The sequence below is a fragment of the Vibrio sp. Vb1729 genome (assembly GCF_033338655.1).
Classification (GTDB): Bacteria; Pseudomonadota; Gammaproteobacteria; order Enterobacterales; family Vibrionaceae; genus Vibrio; species Vibrio alginolyticus.
In genome coordinates, this window is record NZ_JAWOTB010000050.1 from 196,093 (window position 1) to 210,345 (window position 14,253).

At 43.6% G+C, this 14,253-nt stretch carries 11 protein-coding genes and 1 tRNA gene; 6 read left to right on the top strand and 6 right to left on the bottom strand.

Translation table 11 applies throughout. The annotated features are described in order from the left end of the window. Positions 1 to 104: 104 nt before the first annotated feature. Together R7E29_RS22280 and R7E29_RS22285 are read left to right on the top strand one after the other, a co-directional pair. Positions 105 to 1,238 carry an exonuclease SbcCD subunit D gene (locus tag R7E29_RS22280; protein ID WP_318083091.1) on the top strand — a complete coding sequence of 378 codons (1,134 nt, stop codon included), beginning with the start codon at positions 105 to 107 and terminating at the stop codon, positions 1,236 to 1,238. A 9-nt stretch (positions 1,239 to 1,247) separates the two neighbouring features. Further along, the gene (locus R7E29_RS22285; protein WP_054576744.1) at positions 1,248 to 4,304 is read left to right on the top strand and encodes an AAA family ATPase; all 3,057 of its coding nucleotides are present in this window, start codon (positions 1,248 to 1,250) and stop codon (positions 4,302 to 4,304) included. A gap of 58 nt (positions 4,305 to 4,362) precedes the next feature. On the opposite strand, the gene R7E29_RS22290 is transcribed toward R7E29_RS22285, so the two are convergent. Continuing rightward, positions 4,363 to 4,743 (bottom strand): cystatin family protein, encoded by a 381-nt coding sequence (locus R7E29_RS22290; protein WP_054576743.1) that lies wholly within the window; start codon positions 4,741 to 4,743, stop codon positions 4,363 to 4,365. 304 nt (positions 4,744 to 5,047) lie between these two features. Here R7E29_RS22290 and R7E29_RS22295 point away from each other — a divergent pair, with 304 nt between their 5' ends. Beyond that, the gene (locus tag R7E29_RS22295; protein WP_054576742.1) at positions 5,048 to 5,581 is read left to right on the top strand and encodes a lipocalin family protein; all 534 of its coding nucleotides are present in this window, start codon (positions 5,048 to 5,050) and stop codon (positions 5,579 to 5,581) included. Between the two features lie 207 nt (positions 5,582 to 5,788). Here R7E29_RS22295 and R7E29_RS22300 read toward each other — a convergent pair whose 3' ends face one another. The 5 genes from R7E29_RS22300 to R7E29_RS22320 all read right to left on the bottom strand — a co-directional run bounded on the left by R7E29_RS22300 (position 5,789) and on the right by R7E29_RS22320 (position 10,581). Continuing rightward, positions 5,789 to 6,784 (bottom strand): succinylglutamate desuccinylase/aspartoacylase family protein, encoded by a 996-nt coding sequence (locus R7E29_RS22300; RefSeq protein WP_053303674.1) that lies wholly within the window; start codon positions 6,782 to 6,784, stop codon positions 5,789 to 5,791. 110 nt (positions 6,785 to 6,894) lie between these two features. Then, entirely contained in the window at positions 6,895 to 8,427 is a 1,533-nt protein-coding gene (gene yfcC / locus R7E29_RS22305; protein WP_005387492.1) for a putative basic amino acid antiporter YfcC, read from the bottom strand. Between the two features lie 212 nt (positions 8,428 to 8,639). Next, a complete protein-coding gene (locus tag R7E29_RS22310; protein ID WP_033907021.1) occupies positions 8,640 to 8,960 on the bottom strand; it encodes a c-type cytochrome in 321 nt (106 codons plus the stop codon). A gap of 78 nt (positions 8,961 to 9,038) precedes the next feature. Continuing rightward, positions 9,039 to 10,043 carry a low-specificity L-threonine aldolase gene (gene ltaE / locus R7E29_RS22315; RefSeq protein WP_005375978.1) on the bottom strand — a complete coding sequence of 335 codons (1,005 nt, stop codon included), beginning with the start codon at positions 10,041 to 10,043 and terminating at the stop codon, positions 9,039 to 9,041. Positions 10,044 to 10,065: 22 nt separating this feature from the next. Continuing rightward, entirely contained in the window at positions 10,066 to 10,581 is a 516-nt protein-coding gene (locus R7E29_RS22320) for an NUDIX hydrolase (protein WP_005375979.1), read from the bottom strand. 269 nt (positions 10,582 to 10,850) lie between these two features. On the opposite strand from R7E29_RS22320, the gene R7E29_RS22325 reads away from it, so the two are divergent. From R7E29_RS22325 to R7E29_RS22335, 3 genes are all read left to right on the top strand, one after another. Then, positions 10,851 to 12,512 (top strand): ATPase RavA domain-containing protein, encoded by a 1,662-nt coding sequence (locus tag R7E29_RS22325; protein WP_213906680.1) that lies wholly within the window; start codon positions 10,851 to 10,853, stop codon positions 12,510 to 12,512. A gap of 9 nt (positions 12,513 to 12,521) precedes the next feature. After that, on the top strand, positions 12,522 to 13,976 hold the full coding sequence (gene viaA, locus R7E29_RS22330) for an ATPase RavA stimulator ViaA (protein ID WP_054576740.1): 1,455 nt from the start codon (positions 12,522 to 12,524) through the stop codon (positions 13,974 to 13,976). A 203-nt stretch (positions 13,977 to 14,179) separates the two neighbouring features. Continuing rightward, positions 14,180 to 14,253: transfer RNA gene (locus R7E29_RS22335), tRNA-Cys, on the top strand.

The window sequence follows — 14,253 nt, forward strand, 5'->3', positions numbered from 1 at the left end:
TGGTTTGTTCGAGATCCCACCCGTGACGCATTCCTTTTTATAAACGGTACATGGACTCTGACAGAAGCAAGCCTACTCATAGAATTGGCGGAAAGTGAATTCGAATGAAGTTTATCCACACCTCAGATTGGCATCTTGGTCGACAATTCCACAACGTATCACTACTCGAAGATCAACAAGCAGTACTCGAACAACTGATTAACTATATTGAACGCAACCCCGTCGATGCAGTTGTAGTGGCGGGAGATATCTATGACCGTTCGGTGCCACCAACGGTTGCAATAGAACTGTTAAATCGAGTCGTGAAACGCATTTGTACCGAGTTAGAAACACCAATGATATTGATATCTGGCAACCATGATGGTGCAGAAAGGTTAGGTTTCGGCTCAGAGCAAATGAAAAATGCAGGTCTCCATATTGTTAGCAACTTTGAAGAGATGCTCACTCCCATCATCATAAAAACGGACTCTGCGGACGAGGTCGCGTTTTATGGTATGCCTTATAACGACCCTGAACAGGTCAGGTTTGCCTACAAAGCCTCGGTATCCACTCATGATGAGGCTCATCAATTGCTTGTTGAGCAAATTAAAGAGCGCTTTATCTCTGAGCAAAAGCGCGTGCTCGTGAGTCACTGTTTTGTTGATGGGGCTATCGAGTCAGACTCTGAACGACCATTATCTATTGGTGGTTCTGATCGCGTGAGTCATGAACACTTCTTAGATTTTGACTACGTCGCACTTGGTCATTTGCATCAGCCTCAAAAGAAAGGCGCAGAGCATATCCGTTACTCTGGCTCTCTCATGAAGTATAGCTTTGGTGAACAGAACCAGAGAAAAGGTTTCACGTTAGTTGAACTGGACAAGAAAGGATTCGTTTCTGCAAAGCATATTGATCTTACGGCTCCTCATGAAATGCGTATTGTAGAGGGCGAGCTGGATAAAGTTATTGAGCAAGGGAAAACAGACCCCAAGAATGAAGATTATTTGTTAGTTCGTTTGATGGATAAACATGCGATTTTAAACCCAATGGAAAAACTTCGTTCAGTGTATCCAAACGTTTTACACCTTGAGAAACCTGGCATGTTAATTGGGGTAGAGCAGGAAATGGCGCAAGCAAAGTTGGCGCGAAGCGAAATTGATATGTTCCGAGATTTTTTTATTGAGGCGCAAGATAGCCAGTTGTCTAAAGAGCAAGAGCAAGCTGTTACTGACATTATTAAGCAATTATCACAGCAATAGGGACCAAAGATGAAACCAATTAAACTAACCATGCAAGCCTTTGGTCCGTTTGCAAAAACTGAAATCATTCATTTTGAGAAGCTTGGCAGTAACCCTCTATTTTTGATTAATGGTCCTACAGGTTCCGGTAAAACGTCGATCTTAGATGCCATTTGCTTCGCCCTTTATGGTGAAACCACAGGTAATGAGCGACAAGGTATTCAGATGCGGTGTGACTTATCCGCGCAAGACTTACCAACCGAAGTAGTTCTCGAATTTTCGTTACACGGCAAACAATACCGAGTTGTTCGATCCCCTGAGCAGGAAGCGCCCAAGGCCCGTGGTGAAGGGATGACGATTAAAAAGCACACTGCGGCTCTTTATGAACTCGGTGAGACTGAAACGCTTATCACCAGCAAGACGACTCAGGTTAAAACTGAAGTTAGCAATATTATTGGCTTGAATGAAACTCAATTTCGTCAAGTTATGGTGTTGCCTCAAGGAAAATTCCGAGAACTGTTGCTTGCTAGCTCTAAAGAGCGTGAAGAAATTTTTGGCCAGCTCTTTCAAACTGACATATATAAAAAAATTGAGTACGCGCTCAAAGATAAAGCGAGTGCAATTAGTAAAGCGAAAGGCGAATTTGATAATCAAATTCGAGGTGCTTTACAAGTTGCAGAAGCGAGTTCTGAACAAGAACTATTACAACAACTGGAACAAGTAACTAAGCAATTAGAGTCTGATAAAAAGAATGAGCAAGCAGCGTTAGATAAGCTCAATACTGCTAAATCTGAATTGCAAAAAGCGGAAACCTTGAATGGAGAGTTTTCGAAACGAGAGCAAGCAGAAAGCGCACTCAAGCTGCATCTAGAACACTCAGATTCGATAAAAGCTCGTCAACAGCAATTAGAAAACGCTAAAAATGCCAATAAGATAGAGTTGCCCTACATCTCATTACAAAATGCAAAGGCTCAAACGCAAGAGCTTAGGCAAAAAATCGTAGCTTTGGAAGAGAGTCTCGAAAAAGCTAATGTCGTTGCGAGAGAACAAGAAAACTTGCAGCAAAGTGCAAAAGAGGCAGCGGCAAAGGTCCCGCAGTTAACGCAACTGCAGTATCAACTTGAAAGTATGAAAAACAAGTTGGTCGAGAAAGACAATTTGGAAAGTAAAATAACGGCGGGTTATCAACAAAAACAACAATTTGAAGCAACGTTAAAACAGTACATAGAACTAAAAGATAAGTTAACGTTACAGGCCCAGCAGGGACAGAAGGAGCTAGAGAAAGCACGAGTTGATGTTGCGCTTATTGGCAGCATCGATGCGGAAATAAAACAAAAACAACGGCTGTTACAGGATCTACAAAAGCTGCATGATCTTACTTTAGAGCTCTCTAAACTCAATGCGCTAACTGTAGGCAAGCAGCAGTCACTACACGAAGCCAGTCAGCGCTATATGCAGCGTCAACAAGCCGCTGATACGATAGAGCTTAAGTGGCACAACGCTCAAGCGGCAGTATTAGCGCAGCGACTAAAAGCAGGTGAAGCATGCCCGGTGTGTGGTAGCGAAACGCATCCTAACCCCGCAACGTTTGTTGAAGAAGCCGTTACAAAAGAGCAAGTTCAGGCGGCTAGAGCTAAAGAGCGAGAAGCTCAAACCTTGTTGAACCAACTAAGCAATCAGCTAGAACAACATAACGTTGTCATTAGTCAGTATCAGAATCAGTGTAACCAGTTGAAAGAGGAGTTGGGTGAGTATGCTACATCTGAGATCTCGACGGTTCAAAATGATTTGCAAGCGCTTAATGCTCAACTCCTACGTCTACAAGCTATTGATATTGAAAAACTAGAAAGGAACGTTGAACAGCTTAATCAACGCTGCGTCGTGGGTGAAAATAAAATTCATGAGCTGCAGAATCAAATGGCGGCAAATGAATCAACCGTTAAAGCGAACCAAGAACAATTGGCTCAATTACAAGCTTTTATTGACCCAAAATACAGTTCCGCTGACTTGCTTGAACGTGAAATTTTGCTGACAAAAGAGCAAATTCTGAGTTTGAACACAGGCTTAGAAAAGGCGCAAAACGCTTTGCAGCAAGCGATATTGGAGAAATCAAATGCGGAAAGTCACTTAGCGACGAACAAGCAGTGGTTATCTGAGTCAGAGCAAAAACTTAGCCAAGCAGAATTAGCGTGGAATGAGGCACTACAGGCGAGTAAATTTGAAGATGAAAGCCATTATCTAAGTAGTCGAGTGGGAGATGATGAACTTCAAGCCTGGCAGCAAGAAATAGACAGCTTCAAACAGGCACAAACCAAGCTTGAGCAAACACTACATGATTTAAATCATGCATTGAAAGATCTTGAAAGGCCTAATTTAGAGTCGTTTAACGACAGGTTAACCACTCTGCAGGCGCAATATATTGAAGTAAGGAATCAACTTGATACCACACGCTCAATATTTGAACGTCTTGAAAAGGTTCGTAAAGATATTGCCGTGTTGCATGAGAAAAATAGTAAGTTAGAAGAAGAATACAAAGTCTTTGGTACGTTGTACGACGTTGCTAGTGGTAAAACAGGCAGCAGGGTTAGCCTACATCGCTTTGTTCTTGGTGTACTGTTGGATGATGTGCTGATTCAGGCCTCTCAACGTTTAAGCCTTATGAGTAAAGGGCGCTATATTCTTGCTCGAAAAACAGAGGGCTTCAAAGGTGCTGCGGGTCGCGGCTTAGATTTAATGGTTGAAGATGGCTACACAGGAAAAACGCGTGATGTTGCGACACTTTCCGGCGGTGAATCATTTATGGCAGCGCTTGCTCTGGCACTTGGTTTGTCGGATGTTGTGCAATCCTATAGTGGCGGTATTCGTTTAGACACTTTATTTATTGATGAGGGCTTCGGTAGTTTAGACCCAGAGTCTTTAGATCTTGCTATTCAAACGCTAGTGGACCTGCAACAGACTGGGCGCATGATCGGTGTTATTTCTCACGTTTCTGAGTTGAAAGAACAAATGGCGCAGAGGATTGATGTAGAACCATCAAGACTTGGTTCAACGGTGTCGATTAAATCTCAATGTCGCTTCGCTGTCTAATTCAGTGACTACTGTTAGATCAAAAAGCCCCTAATGTTGGGGCTTTCTGACTAAGTCGCTACTGTTCGCAAAAGTGGCCTTCTTTTGGCGATTGGGTAATCGCATATTCGCCATCGAGGTTGCGATAAACAATCGTGTTCCAAACAGAGCCATCATCCAATTCAAACTCAATAGCATAGTTGACGCCGCTAACGATTTGCGCGTGAACATTCAGTATTTGTTTAAACGACGCTATTGTGTCCATTTTCTCTAAAACAAAGGCCATTGCCTTTTGTGCATCAGGGGTCGCGTTAAACTCATTCCACCCACCTGGCATGTTTCCTTGTGCATTACATACATCTGCTGAGGTCGTTAATTGTGTCGTTTCGCTCGGCTTTTCCTGCTGACAACCTGCAAGTAACACCAAAAGTGCACAAACTGACACTGTTTTTAATTTCATAACAATAACCTCTGTCTATAACGCAACGTATTATAGGAGGGTGATATGCCTACGAATGTCTATGTTGTGCAAAGTTTCTATATGCATAGGGTTAAATGCTGACAAAATGTACAAGCATGGTCAGCTTGTAAGTCAAAAATAGAGCAATCTTGTTAACGATTTGCTGAGATGACGAGGTTTCGGTGTTCAGTGCGCTATTGATGAAGAATTGTGATGTGTACCTATGAAGGTGATGGTGCGGCTTAGTGATCGATTTGTTATCTTCTAGAGTAAAATCAATCACTAATTAAAATTTAGGTGTTGTATGAAATCGATAAAAATATTTTTACTTTTGTCACTTGCAACTTTATTTGGTTGTACCTCGAAGCCGGATGGGGTGGAACCCGTCAATAATTTCGATTTAGAGCCATATCTAGGTAAGTGGTACGAAATTGCACGCCTAGACCATTCATTTGAGCGAGGCTTATCCAACGTTACCGCTGAGTATCAGGTTCGCGAGGATGGTGGGGTTAAGGTGATAAACCGTGGATATTCCGAAGAAGAGCGACAGTGGTCAGAAGCTGAAGGCAAAGCTTATTTTGTTGAAGATAAAACGGTTGGACACTTAAAGGTTTCCTTTTTTGGGCCAATATACTCTTCTTACATTGTTTTTGAGCTAGGTGAAAACTATGACTATGCGTTTGTTTCCGGTTACAACCACGACTATTTGTGGCTATTGTCTAGAACGCCTAACGTTGATGAGAGAGTAGTGGAGCGCTTTAAGTACGTAGCTAAAGAGAAAGGTTTCGCTATCGACGAGCTCATTTTTGTTGAACAAGAGAAACAAAGACAGCTTTAAGTTCATCAGCGTGGCTGAAAAAGCGGACAGAGGGGCAGCTTCCTAATTAAGAGCTCAGTTTGTCATTTCGCTTAACAGTAATTTGTTACCGCGTAACTTAATGTGGTCAAAATGGATATAGCCCCATCATTTGTGATTACTCGTGATGGGGCTTATATAAATTTGAGTGAGCGTCGAAAGGTTGATCTATCAACAAACGGTTATGGTTTACTTAATCAAACGAACGATCAGGGAACCTGGTGCTCGAATAGATTCAACATTGTGGCTAAGTACTGTGCCGCTTGTTGGGGCGGTGTAGCGTTTAATCTCAGCGCCAAAGCTGTCGTATTGAATCGCAAGAAGTTGGCCTTGCTCGACAAAATTCATCAAACTGACATGAGGCAGTACAAAGCCGCCGTGTGTCGCTTTTACACTGACGATTTCGTTTCCTTCCAAGCATGACGTAATAGGGTCCATATCACCTTCAACAATGTTATGCTTTTTCAGCACATTAAAAATGCCTGTTACAGTTCGACTGATAAGTTCTTGCTCGGTGTATCGCCCCATACCTACTTCAACTGTAATGCTTGGGACACCATGGTTATTCCAAACCGTTTCAAGGACGCCAGCATCTCCAGGATCATTTAAAATCGCATCAGGATTAATGAGACGAGCCATTTCTAATGATTGCTCGATTCGGAAATCTGCAAACACGTAAAGTGGATAGGCCGCACCACTGGTTTGAGTGTGAAGGTCAATGGCTAAATCAGCATTTGGCTTGAGCAAATCATTCCACAATGCATATAAGTAACGTTGGGCCTCATTGCCGTTTTGGTCACCAGGAAAAAAGCGGTTTAAGTTTGCAGGAGACGCGTCAGGGTCTGCGGAATAGAAATCGCGGCTGTGGTTTAGCATACCTGGCATGTTAATGGTTGGAACAATAGTGACAGTACCAGCGACTTCAGTGCCGATGAGCTCTCGAGCAGTTTTCTGCGCTGCTAACACACCATTGTACTCATCACCATGAACCCCTGCGGTAATCATGATCTTCTTGCCAGGTTTTTCACCTTTGAACACTAGCACAGGTAGGTGTTGCCACTGAGAGAGAGCATTCGTTGCGATGCGAAACCAAAACTTATGCTCGCCCGAATTTAGGTCTGCTACATTGAGAGATTGAATCACTTGATGACCCTGAATCATGTCATCGAGAAATTGTGTTGCCATTAAAGTTACCACTCCAAAACCATAAGCTAATCTAAAACCTTAGCGTCGTCATACCATGAATATTAATAAGGCGAGAACATGTCTCGCCTTAATTACCAATTGGTTTCGTTTTACGCAAAACCCATAATATGAGCTGCGATAACGACGATACTTGATAGGGTAAAGAGTAATAGAATAAATCGCCAGCAGAATTTTGCCCAGTCACCCCAGTCGATACGGCAGACACCAAGCGTTGCCATGAGAGATGCCGAAGTAGGGACGATAACGTTAGTAAAGCCATCGCCAAGTTGGAATGACAAAACTGCCACTTGGCGCGTAACTCCTGCAATGTCTGCCAGAGGGGCCAGTAGAGGCATCGTTAGTGCCGCTTGTCCTGAGCCTGAAGTGACAAAGAAGTTGAAGATAGATTGGAATACATACATTAACCATGCTGCAGCTACGTCAGGAAGCCCACTGATCACGCCGCCAGCACTGTTTAGAATTGAGTTCAGTACACTCGCTTCATCAGTTGTACCACCACCAAGGATCAACAATACCCCTTTTGCACAACCCACTAATAGGGCAGGTGCAAGCATAATAGCTGCACCTTCTTTAAATGCATCAGCTGCGCAGTTTAGCGTCATACCGTTTAGGCGGAAAATCGTACCGATGATCGCGACAACAAAGCCCATAGTGAAAAATTGAGAAGCGATTTCTGGGATGTACCATGCGTTAGCGACTACGCCCCAAACGACCCACACCGTGGTCGCAATAACCGTAAGGATAACGAGTGTGTCACCTAGGTTCCAACGAGAATCTTGATTGCCAAGCTCTTGCTGACGGAAATACTGGTCTGTGCGATGGCTGTAAGAAAGTTTAGGATTTGACTTCACACGAGCGGCGTAGATCATTGTGAAAGCGATACCGATTAACGTAAAGCCAGCCCATAACCCCATGCGTACTGTCATGCCGGATAAAACAGGTACACCCGCAATGCCTTGCGCAATAGCTACGGAAAAAGGGTTCATCCAAGAAGTAGCGAAGCCAATTTGAGTCGCAACATAGGTAACCATTACCGTAGTGATACCATCATAACCAAGGCGAACCATAAGCGGCGCGATAATAATCGCAAACGCTACGGCTTCCTCACCCATACCAAATACCGCACCGCCTAGCGAGAACAGCAAAAATAGCACTGGAATGAATAGCGCTTCGTTACCTTTGGTCTTATCGATAAGGCGCAGGATACCGTTATCGATTGTGCCTGTGCGCATTACAACGCCGAAAGCACCGCCGATAACCAACATGAACATAATCACGCCGATTGCGCTGCCCCATTTAGAGCCAGAAACTAGCCCTTCGAAAGGGAAGTTCATCAAACCAATGCCACCACCAGAAGCAAACAGGCCAACTTTGTTGTAAACCAATTCACCGTTTTCGTCGGTTGCATAAGAGAAAGAAGAAGGATCGATAACTGTGCGAGTTTTTTCTGCACCGTCGACCATGTAGGTCACCTGTTGGCTATCAAAATGACCAGCAGGAATTAAGTAGGTAAGAATCGCAGCAAGAATACCAACAATGAAGATCAAAATGAGGGTATCTGGCATCTGCCACGACTTAGGGGTAGCAACCGAGTCTGCTGGTTGCGCATGTGTGTGAGACATAACTTACTTCACGTCAAATTCAATAAAGCATGAAATATCGATAAAATAGAATAAAAAGTCAATATTAATGCTTATGTTGAACTATAAATTCATCAAATATTTGAAGTGAAGTTAATTTGATTGTTTTGTGGTCAAATGTTGGGTTAATGTTTCAATATGCGTTGAGTTTGGATGATTCACGAGCTTTCATAGTGCATCTACAAGTGATCTAATCACTTGATTTCCTTCTGTTCTGCATAAAAAGCAGCGACATCACGAAGGTCTTCATCATTTAACATTTTTAACTGTGCTGCCATCATTTCTGCAAGTGGCCCTTTACGCTCACCGGCTTGGTAAGATTTCATTGCATTGTAAAGGTACTGAGTATTTTGACCAGCAAGGCTTGGATAGGTGTTGTTCGTTGCGATGCCTGTAACACCGTGACAATAGACACAGCTAGGTGATTTGATTTTACCTTTATCAGCATCACCAAACGGCTCGGCATGGATAGCGGAAGAGAAAATAAAAGAGATTAGAAGTACAAATCTGAGCATGGAGGTTATCTATTCGCTAAAAATCATGCCGATACAATAAAGCTTCCCCTTAGGGGAAGCTCAATGATCAAAATCAAATTAAAGTAGAGATTTTATACTTGATAAGAAAGTGTCGATGTCTTTCGCTGAAATATCTTTATGAGTTACAAAACGAATTGGATTTCCAGGGGTTATCGTGATGTTTTGTTCCTTTAGTTTCGCTGCGATACTTACTATGTCCACTTGAGGATCAAGCTTCGCGAACACGATGTTCGTTTGAACAAATTCAGGGTTGACTGAAAAACCAGGCAGTTCTGCTAAGCCTTCCGCTAAGGTTTTTGCGTTGATGTGATCTTGTTTTAGCTGTTCCACTTGTTCGGTAAGGGCAAGTTTGCCTGCTGCGGCAAGAATACCCGCTTGACGCATACCACCGCCGACCATCTTTCTTAAGCGACGTGCTTTTGCGATGTAGTCTTTGCTACCAAGCAGTAGCGAGCCAACAGGGGCAGCCAGACCTTTCGACAGACAGATCGTCATTGAATCAAAGTACTGACCGATCTCTTTTACCGGAACATCAAGTGCAACGGCTGCATTAAAAACGCGAGCGCCATCTAGATGCATCTGCAAGTTATGTTTATTCACGAAGTCACGTGCTTCTGCTAAGTAAGACAGAGGTAGTACTTTACCATTAATTGTGTTTTCTAAGCTGAGAAGCTTAGTGCGAGCAAAGTGACAATCATCTGGTTTAATCGCAGCAGCCAGTTTATCAAATGGTAGCGTGCCATCTGGGTTATTTTCGACTGGTTGAGGTTGAATTGATCCCAAAACCGCCGCGCCACCAGCTTCGTATTTGTAGTTATGTGCTTGTTGCCCACATAGATATTCATCTCCCCGCTCGCAATGCGCCATTAAACCGAGCAGATTGGCTTGAGTGCCTGAAGTGGTAAACAAAGCTGCTTCGAAACCAGCAAGCTGCGCAGCAAATTTTTCAAGCTCATTGACCGTAGGGTCATCACCATAAACATCATCCCCAACGGGGGCCTTAAACATGGCTTCTCGCATGGCTTGGGTGGGCTGTGTAACGGTATCTGATCGAAAATCCATGAATGTCTCCTTGGTCAAAGTCCTAAATATATCCGCAAAGGCGCGCTTTGCTTAAGCAAGCGATCGTTTTGGCATCGGTGATCGTGCCATCGACAATCTTTTCTTCGAGTTGCTTGATTGACAAGGTGACGACCTCAATCACTTCGTCTTCATCGCACTCGTAACGGTTTGTTTTATTGAGCTTTTCGGCAACAAATAGATACTGTATCTCATCACAAAATCCGGCAAGAGGGGTGACTTGGCCGAGAGACGTGAATTTCTCTGCACTAAACCCCGTTTCTTCCTCTAGCTCTCTTTTGGCGCAGCAGAGTGGCTCTTCGTTGCCTTCTCTGGTACCAGCAGGAAGTTCCAATAGCCATTTATTAAGTGAAGGCCGAAATTGGTGGACAAGGACAATGTGACCCTCCGCTGTAATAGGGAGAATCACCGCAGCACCCGGATGATGGATTGTGGTGTGCGTAATTGCCTGTCCTGTAGGAAGCACAACGTCTTCTTCAATCAGAGAAATTTGCTTCCATTTATGAATTATCTTGCTCATGCAGTTATGAACCCTAGCTGTTACCGCATTTTTGACGTTTTTCGACATTAACCACAAATGGTGGGAAACAAAAGCAAAAAATACTGCAACACGACGAAAGCGTTTGCACTTTAAGTGAGCAATGTCTCATAAATGGAAACTTTGATTGCTTCGTCAAGAAGGGGAAAAGCATCTGCTATAAGGGGAATTCGACAAAATACATTTGTAACAAAGTTATAACAAGTGTATAAAAATGTTAACGCAATACCACTTCAGCAGCCGGAGAACGTATGACACAAACCTTATTTGCCTCAAATGCCGAAAAAGCGCTTCTCTCAGAACGCATCAATAAATTGGCGAAAGCGTTAACGGATGGCGTTTATGAGCGTGAACATACGATCAAGCTCTGCCTTCTTGCTGCACTTGCTGGTGAAAGTGTTTTTCTTTTAGGTCCCCCTGGTATTGCAAAAAGCTTAATTGCCAAACGACTCATCCAAGCGTTCGATAACAGCAGTTACTTCGAATACCTGATGACGCGCTTCTCAACCCCTGAAGAGGTGTTTGGGCCACTGAGTATCCAAGAGCTAAAAGACAACGGCCGTTATGTTCGCTTAACTAAAGGGTATTTGCCAACTGCACAAGTCGTATTTTTGGATGAAATCTGGAAGGCGGGCCCTGCAATTCTTAATACATTGCTGACAGTGGTTAATGAGAAAACATTCAAAAATGGCAGCGATATCGAGCGTGTACCAATGCGCTTGTTGGTATCGGCTTCCAATGAATTACCCGATGAAGATAGTGGATTGGATGCCCTCTACGACCGCATGTTGGTGCGTGTGTTTGTGAATCGAATTCAGAATAAACAAAACTTTAAGTCGATGTTGACTGTTGGCACATCGCAAGAGGCACAAGTACCAGAAGGCCTAGCGATAACTGATGAAGAATATCATCAATGGCAACAACAGCTCGACAAATTGACGTTAACCGACAATGCATTCGAAAAGCTTTTCCAGCTTAAAACGATGTTAGAAAGCAAAGTTGAAGCTCAGTTTGGTGATGTGGCCAATACCGACATGTATGTCTCTGACCGCCGCTGGAAGAAAGCCGTGAAGTTGTTAAAAGCGAGCGCGTTTTTTAATGGTCGCGATGAAATCAATCCGCTTGACCTTCTACTGCTGCAAGATTGTTTATGGAACAGTCCTGAATCGCGAGATGTGGTACGTGAAGTGGTTCAAGAGTTCGCCTTAAAACATGCATTTGATCAACAAGACGCGGAGCAGGAAATTGAGTACTGCCGTGAGTCTTTGGTTGATGTTCAACATGAACTTGAAGATGCCTACCGCATGACGTTAACGTCTGAAGCGGCAACGGGTATTTTGCGTAAAGAAACCATGCGCTTTGATACCTCTAAAGCCAAGATGTACAAAGTTGGCGCAGCCGTTAACTTAGTTAAATTGGTTGTCTTGCAAAGCAACATGTCGGTTTCAGAATCAGAAAAAGGTGATAGCCGCTGGGTTTATGTACCCAAAGATGAGTTAGATCGAGTCATTAAAGAGGGAAGCGGTGATGTGTATGGTTACGTCAATCAAAACACCAACATGTGCCGTTTACGATTTGATGTTGACGCGGCGAATAACCTAGTTATCCGTGATATCGCGAACCGAGGCATTTTGGTTAGCCTAGTGACTCAAGAGGGCTTGGATGTAGAGCTTTACCAAAAGTGGTTAACGCAGAGCGAAAAAACCGTAAATCAGCTTAGTGAGGCAGAACACCATATGCGCAAGGTGAAAGCGAACTTTCATGATGCGCTTCCGCATAGCTTTGTTGATCCTGAACTACCCCGCCTAATGGAGTCGAGTCTGCAACAGGTAAGTCAGAGACTTGAATCAATCCAAGCAGAAAGTGAAAAAGTTATCCAACGCTTTAAAAACTTAAATCAGTTTTTCTCATAAGGAGACGACATGCTAGGTGCAGACGGACTTAACCTCGCGCTGATGGTGGCCGACTCCGGCATCATCGATAGCGCAGTTAATGATTTGATGGCGCGTTCACAAGTCATGATGATGGCAGAAAACCGATGTGTTAAATCTTCGGTCAAAGGTCACTTGTTAAAGTGGCGAGGCAGCGTCAAAAAACGGATCACCAAGGTATGTGAGACAGAGCGTTTCCAACAAGAGCTGTCTTTATATCAAGAGGTTATTCATTGGGATGAAGAGGCGTTTTTTGAAAACATCGAAGATGTGATTAAAAAGCTAGAATGGCACTCTGCGTTTTACATGCAAGCTCGCCGAATGATGGAAAAGAACAAAGGGATGAATAACCCTATGTTCCCTCATTACTTTTGTGATCAATGGTACCAAAGCCTCACCGATGCTATAAAACAAGCGCAAGTAAGCGAGCTTGAAGCCAATAAAGAAAAGGTGCTGAATGACCTGTATCAACGTATGGAAACCATGCGTAATATGGATAAAGTCACGGAGTCGGGTGACGCTGAAAGTGTAGGGCGCCTGTGGGATATGGCATCTGCCAAGTTGAGTAAAACAGACTTAACGGTGATGAAACGCCATGCTGAGTTTCTGAAGAAGCACCAAGGCTTGCAAGAAATTGCGGAGCAACTCGGTCGTATGGCGGGGCAAGTAAATGATCCTGAACTAAATCGTGCGCCCACTGAAGAACTTCAATTGGTCGAAGAGAAAAGTGATGAGGCGACGGATGATATTGTCGGTATTCACGAAAGCGATGATCTAAATAAGCTACTTCCCAACGAAACGATGTTTTTGGCGTATCCTGAACTTGAAGTTGTGTTCTATAAACACTTAGTTGATAAACGGCTCATGAACTATCGTACACAAGGCAAATCGCGCACGTTACGTAAAGTTAAAGCTCACCGACCTGACCATAAAGCGGTAGATATCGAAAAAGGCCCCTTCATTGTTTGTGTGGACGCGTCCGGTTCCATGAGTGGCTTTCCTGAGCAATGCGCCAAAGCCATGGCTTATGCTCTGATGCAAATCGCACTAGCGGAGCAACGTGATTGCTATGTCATTATTTTTTCTACGGAACACATTACCTACGAACTAACCAAACAAGATGGTCTGCGCGAGGCGGCGGACTTTCTAACTTATAGCTTCCATGGTGGTACAGACTTAGAGCCAACTTTGATTAAATCTATCGACTTGATGAGCGGTGATAAATATAAAAACGCAGACATGGTAGTCATTTCCGACTTTATCGCGCCAAAACAACAAGACGAGTTACTGGCCAAAGTGGATGCGCTCAAAGCGAAGAAAAACCGTTTTCACGCGATTAGCTTATCGAAATACGGAAATCCTGCATTAATGTCGATGTTTGATCACACTTGGTCTTATCACCCTAATGTTGTGGGAAGATTGCTAAAAAGGGTCAGCAACTATTAAACGCCTTAATGTTTCATGGGACAAAACGAACTGAAAGCGAGATTTATATTGCTTCGTTTTAAGCCAATAAGATCGAACTTTGGTCGAATTGACTTAAAAGAAATCAAACGAACAGAAAATGAAATATTTTTGTTTGACTATCTTCTCTCAATCCGTAAAGTAGCCACCAACGCAACGGGGTAGAGCCCTGAAGCGTAATAAAAGGCGCCTTGGCAGAGTGGCTATGCAGCGGATTGCAAATCCGTGGACCTCGGTTCGACTCCGGGAGGCGCCTCCA